We start from the raw sequence: 26,318 nt of genomic DNA, 5'->3' as shown, positions 1-26,318 counted from the left end.
CGCGCGCCCGAAGCCGTGCTGACACGCCGAAACGGTGACGCATTCGGCAGCACCAACTAACTTCGCGCACGAAAGTAATCAACGCGGCAGTCGGGCACCACCGATCTCTCTCGCCTTACCAAGGTTGATTGGCTGGGCCGACCGTGATCTCGTTGACCGTCGTATCCTCGGGCTGGTCTATCGCAAAAGCGACCACGTTGGCGATGCGCTCTGGCGCGATTCCGTACTTGTCGTACACCCCTCGCATCTGCTCGAGTGTTTCCTTCTGACTGATAGTTTTCAACAGTTCAGTGTTGATGGCAGCGGGATAAATAGTAGCAGTCCGGATGTTTGTACCTTCGGCGGCAGACTCCATTCGAAGAACTTCCATGAAGTCGCGCACAAACCACTTCGTTCCGCCGTAGACCGCGCCGCCGGGATACGCTTTAAGGCCCGCAACTGAAGACGTCGAGATGATGTGTCCAGATTTCTGCTTCATGAACACGGGCAGCACTGCCGCGACTCCATTCAGGACGCCTTTCACGTTGACGTCAATCATCTGGTGCCAATCGTCTGTTTTCAGGGCGGATAGCGGTGAATTCGGCATCACGCCCGCATTCAGGAACATAACGTCGACCTTGCCGAAGGTATCTTGCGCCAGCTTTACGATATCGTCGTTGGCTGATTGTTGTGTGACGTCCAACTCCTGATAAACGGCGACGCCACCGTCGTGGCGGATGTCGCGGGCAATTTTCTCCAGCTTGTCGATACGGCGTGCACCTAGCACCAGTTTGGCGCCGCCGCGCGCAAGCAGCTTCGCCGTCGCTTCGCCGATTCCAGATGAGGCGCCGGTGATGATTACAACTTTATCTTCAATCATGTCTGATACCTAAGGATGGTTGCGGGAGCATTTTGTCGGGCTGTGTAAGTCAGGTTCCGGCTTTATTAGGCTTTTCGCCAAGGATTGAGTGGCCGCGCCTTATAGGAACTATGACCCGGCTCGGAAGTTGCGGCCATTGATCGGAAATTCCGCCGGGCCACGGACGGCACGTGTGCGGAGTCAAACTCCGCACCGAGGATCACACCTGCGGTTCGAGAAAACGGCGGAACAGCTTCGAAATTTCAGAAGCCGTTCAGAAGCCGATTACTGCACAGCTTCGATACGGACGCTGAATTCGCCGTCCATCTTTGACAGTTCTTCTATGCCCGAAGTGAAACGACCGAGATGGACCAGATCGTTGGAGTGCCGGAACCCGCGATAGTAGGCCACGAGGTTTCCCCACGGCGCATACAAGGCAAAGTCACCCACTGACGGTGTCAATCCAAAGGGCGCGCCTTTGGTCGAGAGCTTGCGCGGCGGATAGGCCACTTTCTCGACTCCGTTGTAGTCCCGGAAGTTCAGTGTTAGCGGCAGCATGGAAACAAAGTCGCGGCTGGCGGGGTTGTCGGTGAGTTCCACCACCGCTTGCTTCCCGTCGAAGCTCAGCTTGATTCGGGTCAGCGCGGTTGATTTGTTCGACATGGTTGCGTCTTGTTTTGCTGAAGCGGTCTGTACGTTACCCGGATTGGTTTGGCTCTTTAATGGAGACGCGGCATGGCTCACAAAAGGGAGAGTAATCGTTGCCAATGCAACAGCTAGCGCAACCGATCGGCAAACCTTCGTGTCCAAATTCTGCTCCTTTGCTTGGGAAGTTATGCGCACCTCCCAAGGTGACGATGCCCGAAATGCGCGCGTGCGGAGTTCGGCTCGGGGCTGGCTCAATCCATCGCGGTGCCGCCGCAGTCGACCGGATGGACGTTGCTGTTTACTGTATCGAATTTCTTCATAGAGATTAAGTTGCCCTGCTTTCTTGAAGCTATGACTGGGGCTCATTAGTCGAGCAGACGCTAGTACAACATCCCGCAATTATTTTTGATAATTAGTTACATGGTTTATCCTGGCGTCATGAGCCGAGGTCGTCATGCAACGCCAGTGACGCCGGCCAGGAAGGACAGAGAGGAGCTGCAGGCGCTGATCAGGCGCACGACGGCGGCCCAGCGTGATGTGACGCGGGCGCGCATCGCGTTAATGGCGCATGAGGGCTACTCAGGCGCAGCGATCGGGCAGGAACCGGGCGTGTCCGTTCAAACGGTCAGCTTGTGGCGCCAGCGCATTGCGCGGCAAGGTGCCCGAGGTATCCGGGAGGGCGAGCGTTGCGCTCGGCCGGTGCGCATCACGCACGAAGCGCGGCTGCAACTGATCGCGCTGGCCTGCGAGGTCCAGGACGCGCACGGTCGGGTTACCCCAACGCTCGATGAGATCATGACGCGCGCTGTCGAGCGCGGGATTGAACAGATCAGCCGCAGCCACGTGCAGCGCATCTTGCAGGCCGGCGATGTTCGTCGGCATCGGGTGCAGCAGTGGCTACACAGTCCGGATCCGGCCTTTCGCGAGAAGGTCAATGTGATTTGCAGGCTGTATCGCAAGGCGCCGAAGAACGCAGTCGTGCTGAGTATTGACGAGAAGACCGGCATCCAGGCGATTGAACGCAAGCATCCTGGACGCGCGCCCAAAGCGGGACGGTTGCGTCGTCGCGAATTTGAATATATCCGTCATGGCACACAGGCGCTGATTGCTGCGCTGGACGTGCATACCGGGCAGGTACTGGGCCGTTGCGGCGACCAACGTACCCAGACGACCTGGTGGCTTTCATGGGCAATGTGGCGGCCGCGTATCCGGGCAAGCAGGTACATGTGATCTGGGACAACCTGAACACGCATCGTGCACACGCCGTGTGGCAGGCGTTTAACGCGCGGCACGGCGGGCGGTTTCACTTCCACTTCACGCCTCTGCACGCGGGCTGGGTGAATCAGATCGAACTGTGGTTTGCCGTCTATACCGGGCGTGTGCTGCGTCACGCCAGCCACGAGAGCACCGCACATCTGCGCGAGCGCACGGAGCGCTTCATCCGCGAGCGCAACCAGACGGCACGCCCCTTCAGTTGGACTTTTCGGGGGTACCCGTTGCAAACTGGCGCATCCTGAGCCGGAGCCGTCATGCCTGCCTTACCCGCAAAAACATCACGCGAGCGAACTGCAGCGTCAACTGCGCGCCCTCCTGGGCCACGAGCAGATTGTCACGCAAGCTTACGGGCATCATCTGCTGATCAAACGCCTGGACGACCAGGATCCGACCGTTGTGGCACGCCTGAGCGAACTCAGCCGCAATCGTTATGGTGCGGCCTTTCGTAGCCATAGCGGGCGATGGGAGCCCCTGCCAGGCGCCGGCATCCTGGATGAGATGGCACGGCTGGTCGTCACGCTCCTGCAGCCTTATTTGCAGCCAGATAATTACTAAACCTATTTGAGGAATCTTGTACTAGTAGAAGTGTTTCGCACATGGCGCCCAAAACCGGCGGTAGCCTATCCTGCCATCCCTTGTTCTCCGTGCGTTTTTGTGGCCCAAAGCAAACCCTGTGCGCAGAGGTTTCTGCCTTCGCGAAAACGTCCGATCGATCCTCGTAGAACCACGTGCGTTGTCCTTGCGAAGACGATGCGATGTAGGGTTGGCACCAGAGTCAACGCATTGTGCAGAGCCATGTCTTAAGGGATGCGTAGCCGCCGCGCCATCAACTGCTGACGAATGGGGAACCGGACGTGTGGAATGTGCCTTCTTTGGCGTGTTTGGCGCGCGCGAAAAGTGCGAATGATTCGTTGAGTAATTGCGCTGAGCGACGCGCTTCGCGGACCGCATAAAAAACCTAGTCTCGTGCCTAGGCCGTCAACGTAGTGCACAGAGCAGACGAAGATCTGCGTGCGTTGATATGCAGGCGACGCGCTTATTTTGAGTGTGGGTCTCTCGGTTCGGCGTGGAGCACGGTGAGTAATTCCGGCGTAGAAGGCTGGAATCGCACGCGCACACGTGACGAAAGCGATGCCAGAATCCCGCGTCAAGGCGATGACCTCAAGTGAACGGGAAGCTTCTACGCCTTGGCGTTCCGTGATGCGTTGGTGTCGTGTGTCGCGTGCGCACCACATACGCAAAAGAGTGCGTTGTTCTCCTACTTTCCCTTCACTGCCGATGTGTTCCTGCATGAGTAAGTCGTGCGCAAAAATCGTGTTGACGCGTGTTCAGGATGTGCGCACGATGATGTCACAGCGATGCGTAGCCAATGTTCAGGAGGGTAACGATGCCTGTTGCGAAGGTCTATACGAAGTCGCAATGGGAGGCGTTTGGTCGCGCACTCGATGCGCTGCCAGAGAAACCGGATACCGAACATGGCGTGACCGTGCGCGATGCGATGAAAGACATGCGTGTGCGCGTACGGACTGCGCAGGCGAAGGGCTATACGCTGGAGCAGATCGCAGAGCAGGCTCAGCGACAGGGTCTTGACATCACGGCTGGGACGATTCGCTACGCACTGCGCTCGACCGGGAAAGGCGGTAGCTCTGGTTCCGTTGCGCGGTCCGCAGCAGGTGCACGCGCGCCTGCGGCCGAGAAGACGTTCAAGGCGCAATCGCGCGCGCAGGATGCGACGTCTCAGCCCAAGCATGTTCGCAAGGATGGGGGAAAGACGGAAGCCAGACCGCAATCCGAGCCGTTGCAGGGCGCACTCGGATTCGCGATCCGGCCCGACACTGACGATCTGTAGAGGAGTCGCGATGGATACGGCAGTCAATACCATCTATCTCGTGGGCGGCGGCAAGGGCGGCGTTGGCAAGAGCCTTGTCGCGCTCGCGCTGGTCGATCATCTGCAGCGGCGCGGCGTCAAGCCCGTGCTGGTAGAGAACGACACGTCAAACCCCGACGTGATGAAGGCCGTGCAGGGCGAGATTGATTGCGCCGCGTTTGACCTGGACGAGGCGGACGGCTGGATCAATTTCGTGAACTACTGCGACGAGCATCGCGACGCAGTGGTGGTGGTCAGCACGGCAGCCCGCAATCAGGACGGCGTTGCCCGCTACGGTGCGACGCTGGCCAGCACGCTGGGCGAGCTTGGCAGGCGGCTGGTCGTGTTCTGGGTGATCAACCGGCAGCGCGACAGTCTGGAACTGCTGCGGCAGTTCGGTGAAACCTTCCCGGATGCGATGACGCACGTCGTGCGCAATGGCCACTACGGCACACCGGACAGGTTCGTGCTGTATCAGGACTCGAAAATCCGCAAGAGTGTTGAGGCGAAGGGCAAGTCGCTCGACTTTCCCGAACTCGCGGATCGTGTGGCGGACGATCTGCGCAGTCAGCGCCTGTCGGTGCGCAAGGCGGCGGAGTCGCTGCCCATCGGGCAGCGCGCGGAACTGCTGCGCTGGCGAGCGCTCTATGACGCGATGTTTGCCGGGGTGACGGGCAATGCCTGAGCGGCGAGCGCGGCGAGGCCGCCCCGTCGATCCGCTCGCCCGGCTTTTTTACGACGTGACCGGGGAGAAGCCGGATGACGCGAGCCTGCTGCGCATGCGTCGGGTGTCGACGGCTCTGAATCTGCGCGACAACGATGCGCTGTGGTCGGTGCTCGCGGTGCTCGAATACTATGCGCGGCTTTACGAAGCGATGCCGGAGCGCATCGAGCGGGCAGGCAAGGGCAACTTGGACGCGATGCGCGATGAGGCACGTGAGGCGACGGACGCGCTGATGGCGCAGCACCGTGACGCGCTCGCGCGCTGCAAGGCGACTATCGAACTCGCGGAACGCATGGCCGTTGAACAGGAGGCGAGGTATCGCGCGACACTCGCGGTGCTGAATGAGCAGGCGTTGGTTGCGCAGGCGGCGCGCACAGCTGACCGGATTGCGCGCATAGCGGGAAACCGGGTGGTTGGCGCGGTAGCCGTAGCGGCTCGCGAGCACCGGCAGCAGCTCGACGCAGTGGTAGCTCTGTTTGAACGGGAGATGAGCGAGGCGGCGGCGCGCGCTGCAAAGGTTGACCAGATGGCGGCGCGACGTGTAGCGAAGGCGTTCCGCGCGCTGGTGGCAGGAGCGCTGATCGTAATTCTGCTCGCGGCGGCAGCGGGTGGGCTGGCGGGTCGCTATTCCGGTCTTTATATGGTGCGGGCAGACGGTTTGCCGTCTGCCCGCACGGGTCATGCGTTGTTGATGTCGCCTTTCATGAGCGCAAGGGCATCATGAAGCGTGTGCGAAGCCAGCAGCGGTCGGGAAGGGCCACGGCGGCTGCGTGCCGGCTGCGGCGGGAGACACGGACGCATCGTAAGCCGTGTTGTTGATGCCACTGTCATCGCTCCCGGACTCGGCGGCACCGTCGTTATCCTCCTGCGCCTCGTCGGGACCGTTGCCGGTGTCCGGGCCGTGTTCGTCCGCCTCGGCGTCTCCGTCTTCATCGTCGTGGGCTTGCCAGGACGGCGAGACCGGGATCTCCGTATCGGTGAGGATTTCCGGGAGCCATGCGACCTTCGCCAGACGTAATTCGGCTGCGGCAGCGGCGTCTGCCTTCTTCATCTTTCCGAGGTCGGCGGCGACTTTTGGCGAAATGGCTGCGGACACGACTTCCCCGATGCGCGCCTTGCTGACATGATCGAAATACGTGGCACGGGTCGGCGTCCAGTACCGTGTCATGTCCAGGTTTAGCGCGCCCGCGAGCGCGCTGATCGCCTGCGGCTTTTCTTCGCCCACGATGCCGTCGAGCAGGGTGCCGGTGCAGAAGGCGAGCAGGTCAAGCATCGTCGTGCCGGGATCCTGCTTCGCGAGCCACGGCAGCAGGTCGGCGCGTTTCGCGGGCAGCTCGGCGGCCCATCGGGCCCGTTGTGCCTCAATGGTGTTCCATGCTGCGCTGGTGGGCAGGTCATCCGCCGCGCGTAGCAGGCTGTCGTGATTGTTGTCGCCTGATAGCGCCAGATAGTCGCGCGTGGACGTGTAACCGTAGTTGCTCGGGCAGAGCCTGCGGAACGAGATGCCGCAACAGGGCGGCGAGCGCGATGGCGGGCTGCGCGACCATTTCGGCGTGGATGGCGACGGTGCGGTGCGCGGTGAGTCGCTGGCAGAGTTTCGCGCTGTGGACTGGCTTGATCTTCGTAACAGGACAGTCTGCCGGGTCCGCCGCTTCCGCCTGCGGCGTGCCGGTGACAGTCGCACCCGACGCGTCCAGCGCCGCACTGTTCTCGCGCCGCACGAGACCGCGCTCGATGAGCAGTTTTCCCTGCGGATCGATGATCACGAACGCGCCCGCCTTCGCCATCTGCTGTGCATCCCACACGAGAGCGCGGCTTTCGAGTGCGACGATTGCGGCGCTGACCCGTTCGATTTCAGCATCGAGGCGGTCGGCTTCTTCATAGGCATTTTCGTCGTCCTCAGACAGCGCCTCCAGCTTCCCGGCCAGTTCATCCTGCTCTGCGGTAAGCGCATCCATTTCGCGCTGCTCGTCGTCGGTAAAGGGGCGCTGGATGGGGCGCAGCTTGCCGTAGCGGTTAAGCTCCAACACGTCACGCTCGACTCGGGTTTCTGTCCAGCCCCAGCCCTCGGCGCGCACTTCTTCTGATGCGACGTCGAGCCTCTGCGCGACGAGCCGCTGCAGAAGTTCGGCATCGGCAATGTAGCCCGCATTTCCGTCCTCACTGAAGAGGTCACGGCGCATATACCCGCCTGCTGCTTCATAGGTGTCGAGGCCAATAAAGCGCACAAGGCGGCTGCGGCTCGCGTCGATTTCGGCCCGCGTGATGGCCTGCCGCAGATAGTTGGGCTGACGCTGCCACTCGTTTGCATCGAACCAGATGTGTTCCTGCGTTTCGTGGTTGTCCGCGAGGGCGATTGCAGCAAGCTGGTCAAGCGTGATCGCGTCCTCGCGCAAAAGGGCCAACAGCCTTGGGGATACGCTGGCGAGCTTCATGCGCCGTTTGACGGTGAGCGGCGAGGCGGAAAAGAGCGCGGCGATGTAATCGATGCTTCGCCCTTCCTTGGCTAGCATCTGGTATGCGCGCAGCACGTCGAAGGGATCGAGTCCTTCGCGTTCGGTATTTTCGATCAGGGAAACGGCGAGGGCTTCGCCTTTGCTGACGATCCGTACGGGGACCGGATAGTCGGCTGCGATGTCTTTCTGTTCGAACAGGAGGTCGAGGGCAGCCTCGCGGCGCTGACCGGCGCACACGCCATATTTGTGCTGGCTGCCGCGCGATCCCTTTATCTCGTGGACGACAAGGTTTTGCAGCAGACCCTTCGCCCGGATATTGGCGGCAAGGCCAGGAATGCCCGACAGGGGTTTCGTGCGCGCATTAAGTGGCGAAGGCCGCAGGGTGGAATACGGGACGGTCACGATGGGCTGCTCGTTACCGAAGTGGGATTCGAGCACGGCCACGGGTTCGGCGATATCTACCGTCATGGTTTCGGATTGGGCTTGCATAACTGACTCCAAAATGTAGAAAGGAAAGGTCCGGACCGGGCACTAACGGATTTCATCAGGACTCGACCCGGAGAGGAGTCCTGATGGATGATGAGTCGAAGCGGATTTCTCGCCCCTGTCGTTGTTATGCCTTCATCTGGCGCATTGCATCCGCGATGCATCCAGAGGGCGCGGTTGAGCTTCACGTTCTGGTCAATGCCGGTGATGGGACGGGTGGACATCGACCGCCCCGTGCGCGAACGTCCATGCAGGCCGCCTTTGGTGAGGTTTTCCTGGACGCGGTTAAAGACGGTCCACAGGTCGTCGCAGCGATCCTCGAAGCGGCGCGGGGCGAGCAACTGGCTGTCGGTAACCGGGGCCGGTGCCTCTCCGTCGGTCGGGTCGTAGCGCAGCGCAAGTGCGGAGCGGGCGAATGCATGCTGTTCGTCGCGGTCGAGCGTGACGGCACGCATGCCTTCCTTCTGCTCGCGGATCAGGTCGAAGCCGTCGAGCACGTCAAATGCACCGTTGATCACGTTCTGGACGATGTTGCCCTTGTGCGGGACGCGGATATCGGCGACGTTTTCGCCTGCCACCATGCCGTTCTGGCAGACGAAGCGCAGCATGCCTGCGAGCATCTGGTAACTGCTGGTGCCATCGTGCGAGTTCAATAGCACGATTTCGTTGGCTTCCTCGCCGGTAATCTGGTCGGCGTGACGAAGCCGAAGCATGTGTTTCGTGTACTCGCGACGGTCGTCCTGCCGCACGCGCGTCTGGCAGACCGTGAAAGGTTGGAAACCCTCGTTGCGCAGCCCGCGCAGGACGTCGATGGTCGGAATGTAGATGTAGCGTTCGGAGCGGCTTTCGTGCTTGCCGTCCGCAAAGATGGATGGGGCAACGCGGCGAATCTGGTCATCCGACAGGGGGGAGTCGGCGCGAAGAATCGGGGAGCCGGAACGGAAAGAGGAAGCGAGTTGCATGGCAATCTCCACAGTCAAGGTTGAGGACCTGAACCGGGCGACGGGATGTGACTTGCCGTTGCGGCTGGACACCTCCCGGTGGAACTCGGGGTTGGCTTTGCTGCCGCCAAGCTCCCGGGTTCCCGCCCGTGCGACTGAAGGAGCCGATAGCGGGCAGGCGTCAAGGAAAAAAGGCGAGGGAGGGGTGCGGGCAACACGGTCCTTCGCCCCTTGATGCCTGCCCGCTATCGGCTACGGTCGCGGGTCAAGGGCGGGAACCTGGGAGTCGGGTGCATGCCATGCTGCGAGTTGACCGGGCAGGGACTACGCGATGGGCACGGGTTTGACTGCGGCTCGGTGGTGGCGAAGCGGGAAGCATCTCGACGCGCCGCCCGCAAGCCAGTTACGCCGCTAATATGCTCTGTTCTTTGCGACCTTCGCTGATGCGGGGCGTTGCTCTATCAAGACCGGGGGGCGAAACTATGGAATCGCGTCGGTCAGAGCGTGATTTGAGTTAGGGCATTTTCTCAAGTTCGCTTTTTCTTCACACGGCCCTTCGGTCGGGTTTATGTCCTATGCATAGATCGGAAGCAGAGCAAGTACTTCTTTCCTTTTTCGCAGCAGATCATCTATCATTTTTGCCACTTACCTCGACTGCGGCACAAGACGAACGAATGCAAACTGAATGGATTTTCGTAGGGGGCTGCTGCCGTCGGGCCACAAAAGACGAGTCAGCGTCGGTATAACAATATTTCCTCACGGATCGAGGCCGCGGCGAAGGCCGCGGGTTACTGAGCTTATGAGCCTGTACGAACTGGCTATCTTGGGCAGCCCCACGGCTGCCGACCGGCATCGACTGAGCGCAACTATCGAAGGCATGATCGGTGATTTCGGCATGACGCTCGGTGCCGACGTAGTAATCCACGACGGGGCGTCCATCCCGACCCGTGATGTCCGTGCTGCGTTTGCAGCAGCCTATTTTGGCGGCGCGCCGCTGGGGGATGTCGAACCGGCGCGGGAGATCGTCGCCGCAAGCGCGCCTGTGATTCCGACCGTTTCGCCCGGTCAGCCGTTTGGTGCAGTGATTCCAGACTTCCTCCAGTCGGCGAATGGCCTGACGCGTCGCGACGACGACGCCGAAATGACCGCGCTTGCCTCGGCGTTGCTGGAATGCGTCGGGCTGCTGCGTCGCCAGCGACGGGTATTTGTCAGCTATCGCCGGACCGAGTCGCGGGCGGCGGCCCTGCAACTGCATGACCTGCTGTCATCGCGGGGCTTCGATGTGTTTCTCGACACGCACGACATCCGGCCCGGTGATCCGTTCCAGGATGTGCTCTGGCATCGACTCGTCGACTCGGACGTCATGGTCATGCTCGATACACCCGAATATTTCGACAGCCGATGGACCCGTCAGGAAATCGGGCGGGCGAGGGCCAAGGAAATTCAGGTTCTGCGCGTCATCTGGCCGGAGCACGTCCCGACGAAACTCACTGACCTGTCAGAGACCGTGTACCTTGACGTCGGCGATCTCGAAGGGGCTGATGGCCCGATCGCGCATGCAACGGCTGATTCCATCGTATTGCGGATCGAGCGACTGCGCAGTCGCAGCATCGCTTCGCGGTACATGTCGATCACCGGAAAGTTGCGCGCGGATGTCGAAAAGATCGGTGGCTCGATAGAAGCGATCGGCGCGCACCGCGCCATCGCGCTACGCCTGCTTGACGACAGGAAGATCTGGGCCTACCCGATCGTTGGGATTCCCACTGCGGAGACGCTTCATGACGTCGCAGACAAGGCGCAGCGTGCAGCGCAGCGCGAAGCCCCTGTGCTCGTCTATGACCACATCGGGATCCGCGATGCTTGGACTTCGCATCTGCGCTGGCTTGACGAGCATATCCGCGCGGTTCGCGCGATCAAGGTCTCCGAGGCGGGGTGGACACTTGCTGCGTGGGGAGACTGATCATGAACGACGCCATCTTCCTTTCGGCCGGGGTCCCAGATCCGCGCAGGGGACCCGACTATGCGGCGACTGCCGACAGCGTGGCGATCGCCGCTGCCGTCTCGGCGCTCGTGCATGTGGTCCTCGGTCGCCGGGCGCTGGTCTGGGGCGGTCACCCCGCCATCACGCCGATGATCTGGGTCGTCGCGCAGGATATTGGCGTCCAGTACGAGAAGTGGGTCCGCCTTTATCAGTCGAGCTTCTTCGGGGATGAGTTTCCCGAAGAGAACGCGCGATTCCAGAACGTCACGTTCACCGACGCCGTGGAGGCGGACCGTGACAAAAGCCTGCTCCTGATGCGTGAGCGCATGTTTTCCGAGAACCAGTTCAAGGCGGCCGTGTTTATCGGCGGTATGGGCGGGATCGTGGAAGAGTATGAACTGTTCCGGCAACATCAGCCCCACGCCAGCGTGATCCCGGTGCTCTCAACGGGCGGCGCGGCACTGCGGCTGGCTGAACGCATCGGGCACCTGCCGGCGGACCTGTCGAATGATCACGACTATGTCGCGCTGTTCCATCGGCATCTTGACATATCGGTAAAAGAGGAGCGCTATCCCACGCCTGAGATGCAGCCCGATACGGTGGAGGATCGTTTCTGGAAACCTCCTAGGAAGAAGGACTCCTGATGGATGGCATCGTCCGTGCGGGAAATGGCGGCTGATGACAGTCGTCGCGACGGTCCGGATCAAGTTGTCCGTGTTTCAGGGAGCGGCCGATGGCGGCCTGTTTTTGATCAGATTGAGAGCAGTTTTCCAAAATGCAGTCGATCGTGCAAGCGGTGACGATCGTCGATGTTTGTCATACGTCTACGGGGGCGGGAAGTGGCAGAACAAAGAAACGTATTTATCAGTCACGTCCATGAGGACGATGCGGGGCTCCAGAAGTTCAAGGATCTGCTGGCGCCAAAAGGCGTTGACGTCCGGGATTCCTCGATTCACACTGGGAAATTCAACAATGCGACCGACGAGCACTACATCAAGACGCAGATCCTCGCGCCTGCGATCAACTGGGCCGGCGTGTTCGTCTGCTACGTCTCCCCGCTCACGAAGGACAGTGAATGGGTGAACTGGGAGATCGAATATGCGGCCAAGCAGGGGAAGCGTATCGTCGGCGTCTGGGAGCATGGCGAGAAGGAATGCGATCTTCCCGAGGCGTTGAAGCAATATGCCGATGCGATGGTGGGCTGGAATGGCGATGCCATCATCGATGCGATCAACGGCAAGGATACGTGGGAAAAGCCGGATGGCGGCTCCTGCGATCCCGTCCCCCTCAAGCGGCATCCCTGCTGATGGCCCGCGTTCACTCTTACGTGGTGCGCTACGACAGCGGCTTCGCACCCAATCCCTTCTACGGCTACTGCACACTCGCCACCTGCAAGCCCTCGATCCGGCGCAGCGCGTCCGTTGGCGATTGGGTGGTTGGCAGCGGCAGCAACGATCGAAGCGTGCGTCGTGGCGGGCATCTGGTGTACGCGATGCGGGTCACGGACACGCTCACATTCGATGAATATGGCGCAGATTCGCGTTTCGGCCCGAAGAAGCCATTTCGTCACGGAAGCCGCAAGCAAAGTTGTGGCGACAACATTTACTTCAGGGATGGGCCGCAGGCACCGTGGGAACAGCGCGATTCGTTCCACTCGCTGCCCGACGGCTCGCTCAATCCGGATCACGTGTGTAGGGACACGGGTGTAAACCGGGTGCTGGTCAGCGACGACTTTATCTATTTTGGCGGCGAGGGTCCCGCGTTTCCCGAAGACCTGAAAGACCAGCAAGGTCGTCTGCTGTGCAAGTCGGGGATCGGCCTGACGACGTTCGACGATCCATTGCTGGTCGCCGGCCTTGAACAGTGGATTCGCAGTCTGGGGGCGACGGGGTATCAGGGCGCGCCTTTCGAATGGTTGACGCTTTGCAGGTGATCGATGAAGAAGGAAGGCACCCTATTGTTGTCCGACTACGCGGCGCAGATTGCACCCACGGACGTTCTTGGTCGGAGCGATTTCAGCCCCGTGCTCCAAGGGCTGTATGGCGAGGTCGGCGGGATCATGACGACGGCCAAGAAGCACGTGCGCGAGCAATCTGCCTTCCCGGGGTTCCGCAAGGCGGCGGAAGAAGAATTCGGCGATACCCTGTGGTATCTGGCTGCCATCTGCCGACGTCTCGATGTCCCGCTTGAAGAAGTGTTCGCCGAGGCGGCGAATCACGGCAACTTCAGGAACGTGGGAGCGGCGAGCGATGTCATGGAAGGCGCGATGGCCTACATCGCGGTGCCGGTCGCCGTTCCCGTTCCGCTTGACACGACGTTGGTGCGACTGGGGCAGTCGGCCGCAGCGCTGCTCGGATCGGTCGCTCCGGATCGCGCCGGTCTGGTCGCATTTGCCCGGGCCTATCTGGATGCGATGCATGCGGCAAAACTCGCTTTCTCGGACGTGGCGCGTGGCAATATCCGGAAAGCGCGCGGGGCGTTTCTGGAGCCCGGGACGGCCGATCTGGCCAGCCTTGATTTCGACAGGGCGTTCGGACGCGAAGAGCAGTTGCCCAGGGAATTCCGGATCAGGGTCAACCAGCGCGGCAGCGGCAAGAGCTACCTTCAGTGCAACGACGTTTTCATCGGGGATCCTCTGACCGACAATATCGCTGACCGCGATGGTTACCGGTTTCACGACGTCTTTCATTTCGCGTATGCGGCGATATTGCACTGGTCGCCGGTAATACGCGCGTTGATCAAGCATAAGCGAAAGAGCAATTCGAGGTACGATGAAGAGCAGGATGGCGGGCGGGCGATCGTTGTTGAAGAAGGGCTCACGGCCTGGATTTTCTCGAAGGCCAAGGAACTCAATTTCTTCGAGAGCCAGAAGAAGGTTTCTCTTGGGATCCTGAAGACCATCGGTGAATTCGTGAATGGCTACGAAGTCGAAAAATGCCCGCTCAAGCTTTGGGAGCGGGCGATCCTGGACGGCTATGCGGTATTCCGTAAAATGAAAGAAAATGAAGGCGGCTGGATCGTTGGTAGTCGGGAACAACGTACCATTGCCTATCTGCCACTTGAGCCAAAGGAATGAAGATCCATCCGTTTGTTGAGGCAGTGGCCTCGCTGCAGTTTGAAGACTGTTTCAATCCCTATTCGGATCGTTGCGAAGTGCATGACCGGCGTGACGCGCCACGTCGCCGTGCAGCCGCGCTTTCCGCCATGGTGTGGTGCGCGGTGCAGGAGCCAGTGGACGCAATCTGGATAGGGCGGGACCTCGGATACCGGGGGGGGCGTCGTACAGGGCTGGCGCTGACTGACGACGTCCATATCAGTCAGCATGCCAGACGATGGAATCTTGAGCTTTCCGAAGAGCGCCCGACGAAAGGTAGCGCGGTGTCGGAGCGGACTGCCGCGGTGATATGGAACATGCTGGAGCACATTGATGCCCGCATTTTCCTGTGGAATGTCTTCCCGCTTCATCCGCATGATGCGGGCGATCCCTTCTCGAACCGGCAACATAATGCCCGCGAACGACGTGCCGGGGAAGAACTGCTGCAGCAACTCATCGTCCTGCTACGGCCGGCTCGGATCGTCGCCATCGGCAACGACGCCGCAGCCGCGGCGAATCGCATTACCGGTTCCGTGCCTGTGATTTGCGTGAGACACCCCAGCTATGGAGGACAGACGCAGTTTCAGCAGCAGATCGCCGATCTGTATCGGCATTCGGCGAGGGCGGACTCACTGTTTTGACCCCTTACTTCCCTTGACGAATACAGGGTCGCTTGACAGACGCAGCTAGCGTCCATGCTGCAGCTTTTCCTGCGATCGGTGGCGACCTTGCCACGACGTCGCCCCAATGAGGCTGCGTGGATGTTGTCCGCAGTGCGGTGGCGACCGGTTCGTCGAATTCAACCGCTCATCAACGGGATATCTCAATGGCTTCCAGGCAACCTCGTGCGGGCGTACGTGTTCATCAATCGGGATCCGTCCCGGAAACCCACAATGAGGAGATATGTCTATTGGTCAAACGGTTTTGTGCAGCGATATTCAATGAAGCAGGCGCCGTCATTCACGGCAGTCATCCGGGCTTTACCGAACCATTGGAAGAAGCCGCGCGGGCGTTTATTGACGCCGCTGGGAAAGTCGAAGCCTTGACGCTCGTGCGCGCGCAGAAGTATGCCCAGGCCCCTGAGCAGATCGAGGAGATAGAAACGCGGCAATTCGCTGTGGTCCAGGGGGTGCCTGCCGAGGCGGAGGGCGAGCATGGCGGCGAGCTGACTCCGATGCGCGACTGGATGGCGCCGCGATCCGACGTCTGGTCTGCCTGGGTGGAAGAGAGATAACGTCAACTCTGGTGTATGGGCAGCTTGATAGCGTTCGACTTCAGGCGGCGAGTTTCTGCTGACCCGGTTGATCGTCTTGCACCGGTTCGCCGTCCCTGAAGGCAATACCCTCCAGCAACAGCTTGATCTGTGCGGGGCCGTTAGTGCGGCGCCAGGTTTTCTCGGCTTCCTCGATCAGCTTGAATGCCAGGCCGAGGAAGGTTGGTCGCGACACGCAGTTGCGCGTGCGCGTAGTGCGGTGACGCACGGTCGCAAACGTCGACTCAATCGCATTCGTCGTGCGCAAATGCTGCCAGTGCTCGGCCGGGAAGTCGTAAAACGCCAGCAGGCTCTCACGGTCCTTCTTCAGAGTTTCGGTCGCCTTCGGATATTTCGCCGCGTAGACCGTTACGAAACGATCGAACGCAGCGTATGCGTCGGCGCGCGTAGCGGCCATCCAGATCGCCTGCAGGTCTGCCTTCGCGCGTCCCTGTTGCGACTTCGGCAGCGCGTTGAGCACGTTTCCCATCTTGTGAAACCAGCAGCGCTGGCCGCGTGTCGCAGGAAACACTTCTTCCAGCGCAGCCCAGAAGCCCATCGCCCCATCACCGACTGCCAGCAGCGGACCGGCCTGCAAGCCACGCGCCTTCAGCTCGAGTAGCAGCTCTTGCCAGGACGCCTTCGACTCGCGATACCCGTCGCCGATTGCCACACGCTCCTTGCGTCCATCTGGCCTCACTCCGATGATCACGAGCAGGCACTGGCCGTCAGAGTTCTCGCTTCGCAGCCCAGTGTGAATGCCGTCAACCCACCAATACACGTAGCGCGACTTTGACAGCTCCCGCCGGCTCCAGCTGGCGTGCTCGTCGGCCCATTGCGCTTTCAATCGACTCACCACATTGGCCGACAAGCCTTTGGCGTCATCTCCCAGCAGCACGCTCAGCGCCTCGCTCATGTCGCCCGTCGAGATGCCCTTCAGATACAGCCACGGCAGCGCGGCGCTCACGCGCGGCGACTTCCTCACGTACGGCGGCACAATCGATGAATTGAACTTCACACCTGATCCTGATCGATCGCGAACCTTCGGGACCTTCACCGCAATGGGGCCGGCCGCTGTCAGCACTTCGCGCTCCGGCAGATAGCCATTGCGCACCACGGCACGCTGTCCGTGCAAGGTCTTGACGTTCTCGAACCGCTCCAGCAGCGCCGACAGCTCTGCTTCGATTGCCTGCTGGATCACCTGCCGCGCTCCCTGCCGGACCAGTTCGTCCAGACCCAGACCGGTTGCCGATAGACCGACGACTTCTTTTTCCGTAAACTTGCTCATGGTGGATGGTTTGTTGGTTGCTGGTTTCCGACTTCGACAATCAGATTCTCAGCTGAAACCTCCACCGCCTTCAATCTCCCGCCTCCCCCCGTACACCAGTTTCGACTTTATCTCGGTGGAAGATGGTGAGATACAAACAAGGCCCAGGCTGGTGTTCCGACCGAGCCCGATGCGGTGCTCGATCTCGGCAAGCCCGGCTTTGTCGTCGCTGGCCTTGACGGTGCCATCTCGAGCTGCGTCCCCGGGCGCACGTCGTCCGGCGTGACTGGTGAGTAGGGCAGGACCTGTGGACGATATAATAGCGCGCGATAACAGACCAACAAGCGCGGAGGCGCGTTGACAACACCGATCATCCGATGGGCGGGTAGCAAGCGGCCGATCCTGAACGTGCTGCAGGCGGCAATGCCGGCGAAGTTTCGACGCTATATTGAGCCTTTTGCGGGATCCGGTGCGCTCTACCTGAGTCTTGCGCCTTGTCCCGCGATCCTGGGCGACGCGAACAGCTCGCTGGTTGCCACGTACAGGAGTGTGAGGGCGTTCCCGCATGCAGTCTGGCGCGAGGTAAGTGCGATGCCGACTGAGCCGGACTACTACTACTACTTGCGCGATCTTGACGAGGCGACGCTCAGCAAACGCTCGCAGGCTGCGAGGTTTATTTACCTCAATCGCTTCTGCTTCAACGGTGTCTACCGGACGAATCGGGCTGGAAGGTTCAATGTGCCTCGTGGCCGGGGCCGTCTTCATATCCCGTCTGAAGAGGAGTTTTGTGCATTTGCGCGCCACCTGCGACATGCAGACCTCGTGCAGGACGATTTCGAACCCGTCTTGCAGCAGGCGCGCTCCGGGGACTTTGTGTACATGGACCCGCCGTATTCCACTTCTGGAAAGAGGGATCGCGGTGAATACGGGCGAGACAGTTTTCGGGACCGCGACCTTGTTCGATTTATCGATGCCACGCTTGCAGCATCGGATCGTGGGGCAAAGATCCTGATTTCATACTCATCGTCGAGCGCATTGCATGAACCGTTAAGTGCACGCGGGTGGAACATTCGCAGCCTGCTTGTACACAGAAACGTCGCCGGTTTCTGCGGGCATCGCGGAAAGGCGGAAGAACTCCTCGTGACCAACTACTGAAATGGATCTTTAACGGTGCAAGCCTCATCGTCGAGAGCTAAAGTCGGAACTGGTGTACGGGGGAGTTAAGGCGGGAGATTGAAGGCGGTGGAGGTTTCAGCTGAGAATCTGATTGTCGAAGTCGGAAACCAGCAAACAACAAACCATCCACCATGAACAAGTTTACGGAAAAAGAAGTCGTCGGTCTATCGGCGGCCGGTCTGGGTCTGGACGAACTGGTGCGGCAGGGAGCGCGGCAGGTGATTCAGCAGGCCATCGAGGCGGAGCTGTCGGCGCTATTGGAACGGTTCGAGAACGTCAAGACCCTGCACGGCCAGCGTGCCGTGGTACGCAACGGCTATTTGCCGGAGCGCGAGGTGCTGACAGCAGCCGGCCCCATTCCGGTGAAGGTGCCGAAGGTTCGGGATCGATCAGGATCAGGTGTGAAGTTCAATTCGTCGATCGTGCCGCCGTACGTGAGGAAATCGCCGCGCGTGAGTGCCGCGTTGCCGTGGCTGTATCTGAAAGGCATCTCGACGGGCGACATGAGCGAGGCGCTGAGCGTGCTGCTGGGAGATGACGCCAAAGGCCTGTCGGCCAACGTGGTGAGCCGGCTGAAGGCGCAGTGGGCCGATGAGCATGCCAACTGGAGCCGGCGTGATCTGTCGAAGTCGCGCTACGTCTATTGGTGGATCGACGGCATTCATACCGGCCTGCGTAGTGAGAACTCGGACGGCCAGTGCCTGCTGGTGATCATCGGCGTCAGGCCGGATGGGCGCAAGGAGCGTGTCGCGATCGGGGACGGGTATCGCGAGTCGAAGGCGTCATGGCAGGAGCTGCTGCTCGATCTGAAATCGCGTGGCCTGCAGACCGGACCACTCCTGGCAGTTGGGGACGGCGCAATGGGCTTCTGGGCGGCGCTGGAAGAAGTGTTTCCTGCGACACGCGGCCAGCGCTGCTGGTTTCACAAAATGGGCAACGTGCTCAATGCACTGCCGAAGTCGCAGCAAGGCCGCGCGAAGGCGGATCTGCAGGCAATCTGGATGGCCGCGACGCGCGCCGACGCGTATGTCGCGTTCGATCGTTTCGTGACGGTCTATGCGGCGAAATACCCGAAGGCGACTGAGACGCTGAAGAAGGACCGGGAGAGTCTGCTGGCCTTTTACGACTTTCCGGCCGAACACTGGCAGCACCTGCGCACGACGAATGCGATTGAGTCGACGTTCGCGACCGTGCGTCATCGCACCACGCGCACGCGCAACTGCGTGTCGCGACCGACCTTCCTCGGTCTGGCATTCAAGCTGATCGAGGAAGCCGAGAAAACCTGGCGCCGCATCAACGGCCCTGAGCAGATCAAGCTGTTGCTGGAGGGCATTGCCTTCAGGGACGGCGAGCCGGTGCAAGGCGATCAACCGGTTCAGCAGAAACTCGCCGCTTGACGTCGCCGGCCATTAACCGCCCATACACCAGACTTGACCTTATCTCCATCGTCGAACCAGGGGGATGTAACACTTACGGTCGCTTTGCTGAGTGACCCGCACTTTTATGCCGGTACTGGCACCGGCGAACCAAACGCCTCGTGGCTCCAGGTGGTCAGCGCCGAAGGCCCGAAGTTCAAGCGTCGTGATAACCCGTGGGCTTCGCTGCTGGCGCTTGTGAAGAATCACGGTCTGACAGCAGATGTTTTGCTTTGTCCAGGCGACATCACGACGTATGCGGATCCTGTCGGTCTGCATGTGGCGTGGAAATGTCTGGTCACACTCGGTGATGAACTAAAGGCATCGTTGACAGCGTCTGCGACGGGCAACCACGATGTCACGTCCCGGGCACTTGGCTCTGGGAAAAACGTGGTGCGAGATCTCAATGACGCGGCGGATCTGTTCGAGAACCTGAAACAGCTTGAACCGGCATATCCGGTTCACATCTCGACGATTCCGCCAGCGCACGCTCACGAGCGTCGAGTTCACTACTTCGGGGCTGACTACGTGCTCGTCGACAACGACCCTCGCTATCGCCTTGTTGTGTTTAACAGTTGCGCGCGCCATAACGCTGTGCCCGTGGAGTATGAGCGAGGACGCATTGCGGAAAGCGCTCTGTCGTGGCTTGATGACGCCCTGGAGAGGTCCGATGGAGCGCAGACGAAAATGAACCTCTTTGTCTGTCACCATCATCCCATCCAGCACGAAGACCATCACCTTGGTAGCTACGATTTCATGCAGAACGGGCAGCGCCTGCTCGATACACTCTCGAAGCATGGAGACTGGATAGTATTCCACGGTCACAAGCATCACGGGAAGTTAACGTACGCACCTGGCGGGGCTTCACCGCCTGTGGTGTTTGCTGCCAGTAGCTTCGGTGCGGTTGTCGACGATGCATCCTTACGGCTGCGCAACCAGTTTTACCTGATCGACATCGTTCTTCCGTCCGGTGGCGGCTCCCCGCTGGGCACGGTTCGAGCTTGGAACTGGTATCTGGGAAGTGGCTGGAAGCAGTCGGACAGTACGCTCGATGGCATTTACACGGGCTGCGGTTTCGGTGAGCGGGGCCATCCAGACAAACTGGCTGATGCAATAGCGCAAATGATTCCGGCGCCCACGCCGTGGGCGAACATTATTTCGAACGTGCCCTGGCTGCGTCATGTGACGCCACGCGATATGAAGTCGATTGAGCGAAGCCTGCTGAGACGCCATAACATTGTCATCACGAGCAACGTTGATGGGAAGTATGAAGAAGCTGGGCGAAAGCGATCATGACTATCTCATTTCTTGAAGCATTCAACGCAAAAGATTTGCGTCTTAACGAAATGGTCGGTTCGTTCGTTCCGTCCGACGAATTTTGGGAAATCGCAGGCAACTGGAATGCACTGGTCGTGGGGCCTCGTGGTAGCGGTAAGACCACATATCTGAGGATGTTGTCTCTTGAAGCGGTTCGCAGTTGGCGTCATGAACGGGCCGACTCTCTGCGGTCGGCGGTCGGATACACTGGCATTTATGTTCCAGCGGATATCGCCTGGGGCGCAATGGTCGAAAGCCTCGGCGGTGGACGCCTGAGTGATGAATGTTTTGAGGCAGTTACGACCGCTGCTTTTTGCACCAATGTTCTGCAGTCTGCCGCGGCGACAATGTCCTGTGCGGTGAGTGGCGAAGATTGTCACGGCTCAATCTCAATCCCGGGGCCAATCCTGGAGTCGGTGGTTGTCGAGATTGCGAAAGCCTGGAAACTCGACGTCGAAATTGCTTCAATGGGCAGTCTGGAGACTGCGCTTGCATTCCGGATGCTTGACATTCATTCCGGGGCTCTTGAGCTGGCTGCGAAACCTGGTCTCACGCTATCGGATGTCTATGCGCGCCTTCCGTATGCAACGCTGCCATTTGACGTGGCTTTGACTGTCGGTCTTTCAATCATCGACCGGGCAGCGAAGCGCATCGATCACAAGTGGGCACTCCTGCTTGACGAATTCGAGATTGCCCACCCTTCGCTACAGCGACGGGTGCTGGGCAGTTTGCGTTCAGCCAACCGGAAATTGCTCTACAAGGTGGCCTTGGCCCCTTGTGGACCGCATACTTCCGAGAGCCTTGATACGCTCGGCCCACCGAGCCACAAGAACGACTACAAGCAAACCAACCTGTGGCATTCGGAGAAAGTCTCTGCGCTGCGTTTTTGCGATCAACTGTTTCACTCTCGGGTGGGGCATCACAAGCCCTTGGCAGGGAAGACGCCGACGCAGGTCTTCGGCAGAACATGGGAAGGAGACTCGGATGAGCAAGGCAATGGAGCCCGTGCGAGCGACCGGTTGGACAAACTTAGTCAGGATTTCCTGGAACTGAGGTCGAAGGATCAGTCATTCGCCCGGTTCCTTGATGAAAAGCATCTTGATGCAGCGTCGCCGGACACATCCTTGTCGCTGGTTCGAAAAATTGCTCCACTGGTTGCGTTTCGAAATGCCTTCCGCGGTGCCGTGCTCAGTCGAAAGGGCCGTAAAAAACTCCTGAGCGTCTACACGGGATGGGAGGCACTTGCGTCGATAAGTGAAGGCAACCCCCGCTGGTTCATCGGGATGGTCAACATGATTATCTCGCGCACTCGGGAAACGGATCCGTTGCCAATCGATCGCTCTGTTCAGCATCACGCGATCGAGCAAGCGTCCGAGGCGTTCTCTGCCATGTTACAAACGGCAGCGACGGAGCAGGCGATGGGGATCACGACAACAAAGTCGGTGTATGAACTGTTGTCCACGATAGGGTCATATTTCAATCGCCGACTGGTGGAGGATGACTTTATTGAAGAAATACCCTTGTCATTCGAGGTCTCGCACATTGATGGAGAAATTGAGAAGGCGTTGAGGATCGCTATCAACCTTGGAGCCGTTGTGAGTTTGTCTGAACCGGACGAGATGGGAGGTTTCCGTACGCTGGAAGGCAAGAGGTTCCGGCTTGCCTATCTGCTGGCGCCGGAATTTCGGCTACCCCTTCGATCGACGAAAAGCGTTTCGCTTTCGACCATCCTGGCTGACGCCACCGCTTCCAGGCGAAGCGGAAGGAGAGCAGACACTATCGACGCACGCCATCGCCAAGGAGCGCTGTTTTGATCAAGCACCTTATACCGGTAGCTGCGCAGGCGTTCGATCTGTCGGATGTGGCTGACAATGCCGCCTCATTTGATATGGCAGTTTGCGCGGTGAGCGGAGAGAGTCGCGCGTTGAAAGTGCCGGGTTTGATCAAAGCCTCATGTGGACGAAAAATCGCAATCCATGCCCAGACTCACGACCGTCCGTCGCCTCGCGCTTCGAGCGTTTACGAGCGAGCCGGGTTTGAGTACTTCATCTATGATGAGAGCGCTTTCCGAAGCCTTCTCGAAGCATGCAGCGCGGAAGGGACCACAGAAGGCAGTAATAGAGGGCAGGAGCCCTTCCGGATTCTGGTGGACGTAAGCTGTCTGCCACGGCGGATTGTGGCAAGTATGTTTGCGGTACTGGCGAGTCAGGCGCTATGGTCCGAGGTGGATCTGTGGTTGATCTATAACCCGGCCCGTTATGTTCCGCCGGTGACCGGCTCACTCGAACCCAATCGTCGTGTCGCGCCGGTACATCCCGTTTTTGCGGGGTGGATCTCGCGGGCTGGATTGCCTGTGCGGACAGTCGTCGGACTTGGATATGAGCGGGGAAAGGCACTGGGGGCGGTGGAGTATATCCAGTCCTCGGACTATGTATTGTTTGTTCCTGAATCTCCTGAGAAGCGATACAGAGCCAAGGTCGAGCAGCACAATCGCCAACTGATACGTGCGGCCAGCGACGCACAGGTCTTCGATTATGATGTTTTACAGCCGGTTGAGACTTTCCAGATGCTCGGCGGTCTGGTGGCCGGCATGAAGGGGCAATACAAGCCGGTGCTGTTGCCATTTGGCCCAAAAATCCTTTTCGCAGTGTCGCTGCTTGTAGCGCTCGTTCATCGTGAGGTATCGGTCTGGCACGTCAGCGGCGAGGAACTCGAACAACCTGTTGAGCGTCCCGGATCGTCGTATTTCGCCACAATAAGGGTACGGCTTTCGGCTGGAAGAACTAATCTGAATGAGATTGCTGTTTGACGCTGAAGCCTTGCAGTCCATTGTGAGGGGCGCATGTGTTCCTCTTCTGAGGTGACTGCATAACGATAGTACTGCTACCAGATTGACATCCTTGTGTTTCGCTAGGCAAAGCGCGGGCATTCTGACGACGAAGAGGCATCGATAGCTACGCTGGAAAACATCCAAGTAAAGATTGCGCGATTGCAGTCAGAGGCTGATGCGCTCAGGAAGCGGACGCTGGCAGCTATAGCAAAGATCCAAGAGCTGACAGAACGGCATGGCGTCACGTTGGGAGACCTCGAGTTGCAAATATGCGGCGCAAGAGGTGGTTGGCGACCTAGCAAAATCGGCGGCGGTGAACAACCCAGCTCTGCAAAGTATGTTGATCCCAAAAGCGGCGCCACGTGGACAGGTTGCGGTCGTGCGCCGGCCTGGATTGCCAGCGCGAAGGATCGAGGAAGGTTTATGGTTAGCGGCAGCGTGCAGTATCCGGCGACCGAACGCGAGAGCGGCAAGCGAGTGGGCAACTATATTCGCGGTCCGCAGTCGCCAAAATATCGCGATCCGAAAACGGGTGCTACCTGGAGAGGACGTGGCCGTGCACCTGCATGGTTTGCGAACGTGAGGGACTGTAGGGCATTCCTGATCGGTGGCAGGGTTAGCGCAGCAGTAACGACGAATTCCGCGAAAAAGGCGGCTGCCAGGTAGTTCGCAAGCGGCGGCCACGCTTCGGTGGCGAGGCCTGAGCAGGCAATGCAGCGTTGTTGTAAATTACCCGACGCAGGTCGGTAGGTCGTGTGAACGGGGGCAGTCGCCTCCAGCGGGCTTGAAGTCGCTGGAACTCATTGCGCATCAGTCCTACGACCTGAACCAGGTCCAAGGGTAGTAGTCGGCTCTTTTTCAGGAATTCGACGACGACTTCCCACACCACGCCCAATATTTTTTGGGCGAGGCGTCGCGACTGCGCCGACCTTGAGCATCGGGTGTCGGCGTTGGCGCGGGGCCTTCGCGTACATGCTGGCATCTGCGGCAATTGATTGGCCGCGTTGAAGGTAGCGGTATCAACGGGCTTTGATTGGACCGTGTTGGAAAGCGCCTGACGGTACCGACGATAGTATCACTTTCCACAAGTCGTTTTAGACAATCCACCTCCATGATAATTTGCAGAAGGGGCATTGATCCTCCGTCGCGATTCAAAGAGAACCGCTTAGTGCTGGGTGCATTTTTCGCTATCTATGGCGGTATCATGGTCGCGCGAACCGGCCGAACTGTCGTTCCACGAAGGTCCCGGCCGCCGATTGACAATCGAGTGGCCTGTTGTACAACGTGCCGGTGGACAAATTCGTCGGCAGCTACGTCGAGTCCTTCGTCAACGCCTATAACTGGCTGGCGACGGAGGCGGACAGGACCCAACTGGAGTGCGCCAACCGGCAGTACTACCTGCTGCGCGAAAACGGGCCGACCTGCTGGGCCCCGGCGCAATGCGAGGCCTTTCTCGCGGCGACCCTGGCGCATTGGGACGGTTGGGGAGCATGGGGGCGCGTAGGCGGCGAGTTGGCCGATCCGGATCAACGATACGCAGGAGGCGCGGATGAGCCAGCGAGACGATTTCAGCAAAAAAGTGCGGCAGGCGGTCGCGGCGAATGCCGGCTGGCACTGCGCGTTCACCGGCTGCGGCAAGCTGACGGTCGGGCCGAGCGACGAGGGGACCGACAAAAGCACCACGATCGGCGAGGCCGCCCATATCCATGCCGCCGCGCCGGGCGGCCGGCGCTACGATGCGGCGATGACGCCGGAAGCGCGTGGCGGCATCGACAACGCGATCTGGCTCTGCGCCGACCACGCCCGGTTGATCGACCGCGACGACGTCACCTATACCGCGCCGCGGCTGCGCGGGATGAAACAGGCGCACGAGGACGCTTGCAAGCGGGCCGTGCGCACCGGGCAGGCCGCGCTGGTCGCGGCGGGGCTGCTGGCGATCGGCCCTGAGATCGTCTGCACGGGTGAATTGACACAGATCGACGCGGAGGGATGGACAATGCGGCTCGGGCATTTCCTGATCGGCGATATCCAAGGGGTCGTCGACTACATCGACCGGTTCGGACGCCTGCCTCCCGGGCATCGCTATGTGCTCAGCAGCGAACTGGGCGACGGCCGCGTCCTCGCCGCGGCCGCAGTCCTCGTCAAACAGAACGACGGCTACCACCTGCGGTGCACGGTCGCACCCGGTACGGCGCGCGTCGACGTGCGCGACCTCGGCAGCGGGTGGGCCCTGCACGCAGAAACCGACGATCTGTATCTCGACGACCGCGGTGCGATCGCCCGCGTCAGTGGCGTGGACTATCTGCCGCAGCGTGTGCGCGAGGTGTTGTCGATGCAACAGGGCGAGAGCCCGCTGCATCCGTCGTTCGGAGTGCGTTTCTTTGAATACTTCCAGACCTATCGCGGATCGCCGTGGCTCGACGTGCTGCTCAAACTCGAGGTGGTGCGCCAGGCTGCGGTTCCTTACCGCGATCCCCTCGGTAAACAGGAAACCACGCCGCTGCGGTGCGTGACGCGGGTGCGTCACCTTGAGTTGCTAGCGGGGGCGCCGACGAATCAGCGGCTGCCGGTTCGGCTCGAGCTGGAGATTCAGGGCTTGGGGCGCTGGACCGGAGAGATCGCGGTCTATCTACCCACGGCCGAACAGATGGCCGAACTCGCGCAACGGCGAGTGCGAATGGCAGGACTGTTCGTATCTCCGGGTGGAGCGGCGGGATGATGCCGTGCTCCACGTCCCCGCGTGCGTCAAGC

The 26,318-nt window shown here is 60.1% G+C and carries 21 protein-coding genes and 3 pseudogenes; 18 read left to right on the top strand and 6 right to left on the bottom strand.

Features of this window, described 5'->3' with window-relative positions; all coding sequences use genetic code 11:
- Positions 1-115 precede the first annotated feature (115 nt).
- On the bottom strand, positions 116-859 hold the full coding sequence (locus ACOCG7_RS09015) for an SDR family oxidoreductase (protein WP_347143522.1): 744 nt from the start codon (positions 857-859) through the stop codon (positions 116-118).
- Between the two features lie 264 nt (positions 860-1,123).
- On the bottom strand, positions 1,124-1,648 hold the full coding sequence (locus tag ACOCG7_RS09010) for a cyclophilin-like fold protein (RefSeq protein WP_347143521.1): 525 nt from the start codon (positions 1,646-1,648) through the stop codon (positions 1,124-1,126).
- Positions 1,649-1,924: 276 nt separating this feature from the next.
- Between ACOCG7_RS09010 and ACOCG7_RS09005 the strand changes: the two are divergent.
- Positions 1,925-3,003 (top strand): annotated as a pseudogene (locus ACOCG7_RS09005) (IS630 family transposase).
- Between the two features lie 10 nt (positions 3,004-3,013).
- Here ACOCG7_RS09005 and ACOCG7_RS09000 read toward each other — a convergent pair.
- Positions 3,014-3,214, bottom strand: a complete 201-nt coding sequence (locus ACOCG7_RS09000) for a hypothetical protein (RefSeq protein WP_347143520.1) — start codon at positions 3,212-3,214, stop codon at positions 3,014-3,016.
- A 934-nt stretch (positions 3,215-4,148) separates the two neighbouring features.
- Here ACOCG7_RS09000 and ACOCG7_RS08995 point away from each other — a divergent pair.
- The 3 genes from ACOCG7_RS08995 to ACOCG7_RS08985 are packed head-to-tail and all read left to right on the top strand — an operon-like array spanning position 4,149 to position 6,076.
- Positions 4,149-4,610 carry a hypothetical protein gene (locus ACOCG7_RS08995; protein ID WP_347143519.1) on the top strand — a complete coding sequence of 154 codons (462 nt, stop codon included), beginning with the start codon at positions 4,149-4,151 and terminating at the stop codon, positions 4,608-4,610.
- Between the two features lie 10 nt (positions 4,611-4,620).
- Positions 4,621-5,313: a P-loop NTPase gene (locus ACOCG7_RS08990; RefSeq protein WP_347143518.1), complete on the top strand. Its 693-nt coding sequence runs from the start codon at positions 4,621-4,623 to the stop codon at positions 5,311-5,313.
- The gene (locus tag ACOCG7_RS08985; protein ID WP_347143517.1) at positions 5,306-6,076 is read left to right on the top strand and encodes a hypothetical protein; all 771 of its coding nucleotides are present in this window, start codon (positions 5,306-5,308) and stop codon (positions 6,074-6,076) included. Before ACOCG7_RS08990 ends, ACOCG7_RS08985 begins: the two co-directional genes overlap by 8 nt.
- On the opposite strand, the pseudogene ACOCG7_RS08980 reads toward ACOCG7_RS08985, so the two are convergent.
- Both ACOCG7_RS08980 and ACOCG7_RS08975 read right to left on the bottom strand, forming a co-directional pair.
- A pseudogene (locus tag ACOCG7_RS08980) lies at positions 6,071-8,297 on the bottom strand (ParB N-terminal domain-containing protein). The gene ACOCG7_RS08985 and the pseudogene ACOCG7_RS08980 overlap by 6 nt on opposite strands.
- 124 nt (positions 8,298-8,421) lie before the next feature.
- Positions 8,422-9,256 (bottom strand): annotated as a pseudogene (locus tag ACOCG7_RS08975) (DUF932 domain-containing protein).
- A 778-nt stretch (positions 9,257-10,034) separates the two neighbouring features.
- Between ACOCG7_RS08975 and ACOCG7_RS08970 the strand changes: the two are divergent.
- From ACOCG7_RS08970 to ACOCG7_RS08940, 7 genes are all read left to right on the top strand, one after another.
- On the top strand, positions 10,035-11,195 hold the full coding sequence (locus ACOCG7_RS08970) for a toll/interleukin-1 receptor domain-containing protein (RefSeq protein ID WP_347143516.1): 1,161 nt from the start codon (positions 10,035-10,037) through the stop codon (positions 11,193-11,195).
- 2 nt (positions 11,196-11,197) lie between these two features.
- Complete coding sequence (locus tag ACOCG7_RS08965; RefSeq protein WP_347143515.1) at positions 11,198-11,860, top strand: hypothetical protein; 663 nt, start codon at positions 11,198-11,200, stop codon at positions 11,858-11,860.
- A 195-nt stretch (positions 11,861-12,055) separates the two neighbouring features.
- A complete protein-coding gene (locus ACOCG7_RS08960; RefSeq protein WP_347143514.1) occupies positions 12,056-12,523 on the top strand; it encodes a TIR domain-containing protein in 468 nt (155 codons plus the stop codon).
- Positions 12,523-13,149 (top strand): hypothetical protein, encoded by a 627-nt coding sequence (locus ACOCG7_RS08955; protein ID WP_347143513.1) that lies wholly within the window; start codon positions 12,523-12,525, stop codon positions 13,147-13,149. Before ACOCG7_RS08960 ends, ACOCG7_RS08955 begins: the two co-directional genes overlap by 1 nt.
- A gap of 3 nt (positions 13,150-13,152) precedes the next feature.
- Positions 13,153-14,292, top strand: a complete 1,140-nt coding sequence (locus ACOCG7_RS08950) for a nucleoside triphosphate pyrophosphohydrolase family protein (RefSeq protein WP_347143512.1) — start codon at positions 13,153-13,155, stop codon at positions 14,290-14,292.
- Positions 14,289-14,951, top strand: coding sequence for a uracil-DNA glycosylase (locus tag ACOCG7_RS08945; RefSeq protein WP_347143511.1), 663 nt, complete (start codon positions 14,289-14,291; stop codon positions 14,949-14,951). The genes ACOCG7_RS08950 and ACOCG7_RS08945 overlap by 4 nt, the downstream gene beginning before the upstream one ends.
- Positions 14,952-15,136: 185 nt before the next feature.
- Positions 15,137-15,544, top strand: a complete 408-nt coding sequence (locus ACOCG7_RS08940) for a hypothetical protein (RefSeq protein WP_347143510.1) — start codon at positions 15,137-15,139, stop codon at positions 15,542-15,544.
- A 40-nt stretch (positions 15,545-15,584) separates the two neighbouring features.
- Here ACOCG7_RS08940 and ACOCG7_RS08935 read toward each other — a convergent pair whose 3' ends face one another.
- Positions 15,585-16,850 carry an IS256 family transposase gene (locus ACOCG7_RS08935; RefSeq protein ID WP_347143509.1) on the bottom strand — a complete coding sequence of 422 codons (1,266 nt, stop codon included), beginning with the start codon at positions 16,848-16,850 and terminating at the stop codon, positions 15,585-15,587.
- 336 nt (positions 16,851-17,186) lie between these two features.
- On the opposite strand from ACOCG7_RS08935, the gene ACOCG7_RS08930 reads away from it, so the two are divergent.
- The 7 genes from ACOCG7_RS08930 to ACOCG7_RS08900 all read left to right on the top strand — a co-directional run bounded on the left by ACOCG7_RS08930 (position 17,187) and on the right by ACOCG7_RS08900 (position 26,286).
- Entirely contained in the window at positions 17,187-17,984 is a 798-nt protein-coding gene (locus ACOCG7_RS08930) for a Dam family site-specific DNA-(adenine-N6)-methyltransferase (protein ID WP_347143508.1), read from the top strand.
- 152 nt (positions 17,985-18,136) lie between these two features.
- Entirely contained in the window at positions 18,137-19,402 is a 1,266-nt protein-coding gene (locus ACOCG7_RS08925) for an IS256 family transposase (protein ID WP_421375170.1), read from the top strand.
- Positions 19,403-19,435: 33 nt separating this feature from the next.
- Positions 19,436-20,716 carry a metallophosphoesterase family protein gene (locus ACOCG7_RS08920; protein WP_421375168.1) on the top strand — a complete coding sequence of 427 codons (1,281 nt, stop codon included), beginning with the start codon at positions 19,436-19,438 and terminating at the stop codon, positions 20,714-20,716.
- Positions 20,713-22,551 (top strand): hypothetical protein, encoded by a 1,839-nt coding sequence (locus ACOCG7_RS08915; RefSeq protein ID WP_347143506.1) that lies wholly within the window; start codon positions 20,713-20,715, stop codon positions 22,549-22,551. The genes ACOCG7_RS08920 and ACOCG7_RS08915 overlap by 4 nt, the downstream gene beginning before the upstream one ends.
- Positions 22,548-23,546, top strand: coding sequence for a hypothetical protein (locus ACOCG7_RS08910; protein ID WP_347143505.1), 999 nt, complete (start codon positions 22,548-22,550; stop codon positions 23,544-23,546). The genes ACOCG7_RS08915 and ACOCG7_RS08910 overlap by 4 nt, the downstream gene beginning before the upstream one ends.
- A gap of 180 nt (positions 23,547-23,726) precedes the next feature.
- Complete coding sequence (locus ACOCG7_RS08905) at positions 23,727-24,233, top strand: H-NS family nucleoid-associated regulatory protein (RefSeq protein ID WP_416448106.1); 507 nt, start codon at positions 23,727-23,729, stop codon at positions 24,231-24,233.
- A gap of 883 nt (positions 24,234-25,116) precedes the next feature.
- On the top strand, positions 25,117-26,286 hold the full coding sequence (locus ACOCG7_RS08900; RefSeq protein ID WP_347143504.1) for a hypothetical protein: 1,170 nt from the start codon (positions 25,117-25,119) through the stop codon (positions 26,284-26,286).
- The last annotated feature ends 32 nt before the right edge of the window (positions 26,287-26,318 follow it).

It is taken from the genome of Paraburkholderia sp. DD10, from assembly GCF_049177125.1.
GTDB lineage: Bacteria > Pseudomonadota > Gammaproteobacteria > Burkholderiales > Burkholderiaceae > Paraburkholderia > Paraburkholderia terricola.
This window is presented reverse-complemented; position numbering and strand designations above follow the sequence as displayed.

Excerpts from the sequence above, each read along its gene's own strand:
- ACOCG7_RS09015 (WP_347143522.1), bottom strand. The coding sequence starts at position 859 with ATGATTGAAGATAAAGTTGTAATCATCACCGGCGCCTCATCTGGAATC.
- ACOCG7_RS09000 (WP_347143520.1), bottom strand. The coding sequence starts at position 3,214 with ATGGCTACGAAAGGCCGCACCATAACGATTGCGGCTGAGTTCGCTCAG.
- ACOCG7_RS08995 (WP_347143519.1), top strand. The coding sequence starts at position 4,149 with ATGCCTGTTGCGAAGGTCTATACGAAGTCGCAATGGGAGGCGTTTGGT.
- ACOCG7_RS08990 (WP_347143518.1), top strand. The coding sequence starts at position 4,621 with ATGGATACGGCAGTCAATACCATCTATCTCGTGGGCGGCGGCAAGGGC.
- ACOCG7_RS08985 (WP_347143517.1), top strand. The coding sequence starts at position 5,306 with ATGCCTGAGCGGCGAGCGCGGCGAGGCCGCCCCGTCGATCCGCTCGCC.
- ACOCG7_RS08970 (WP_347143516.1), top strand. The coding sequence starts at position 10,035 with ATGAGCCTGTACGAACTGGCTATCTTGGGCAGCCCCACGGCTGCCGAC.
- ACOCG7_RS08965 (WP_347143515.1), top strand. The coding sequence starts at position 11,198 with ATGAACGACGCCATCTTCCTTTCGGCCGGGGTCCCAGATCCGCGCAGG.
- ACOCG7_RS08955 (WP_347143513.1), top strand. The coding sequence starts at position 12,523 with ATGGCCCGCGTTCACTCTTACGTGGTGCGCTACGACAGCGGCTTCGCA.
- ACOCG7_RS08950 (WP_347143512.1), top strand. The coding sequence starts at position 13,153 with ATGAAGAAGGAAGGCACCCTATTGTTGTCCGACTACGCGGCGCAGATT.
- ACOCG7_RS08945 (WP_347143511.1), top strand. The coding sequence starts at position 14,289 with ATGAAGATCCATCCGTTTGTTGAGGCAGTGGCCTCGCTGCAGTTTGAA.
- ACOCG7_RS08940 (WP_347143510.1), top strand. The coding sequence starts at position 15,137 with ATGGCTTCCAGGCAACCTCGTGCGGGCGTACGTGTTCATCAATCGGGA.
- ACOCG7_RS08935 (WP_347143509.1), bottom strand. The coding sequence starts at position 16,850 with ATGAGCAAGTTTACGGAAAAAGAAGTCGTCGGTCTATCGGCAACCGGT.
- ACOCG7_RS08925 (WP_421375170.1), top strand. The coding sequence starts at position 18,137 with ATGAACAAGTTTACGGAAAAAGAAGTCGTCGGTCTATCGGCGGCCGGT.
- ACOCG7_RS08915 (WP_347143506.1), top strand. The coding sequence starts at position 20,713 with ATGACTATCTCATTTCTTGAAGCATTCAACGCAAAAGATTTGCGTCTT.
- ACOCG7_RS08900 (WP_347143504.1), top strand. The coding sequence starts at position 25,117 with ATGAGCCAGCGAGACGATTTCAGCAAAAAAGTGCGGCAGGCGGTCGCG.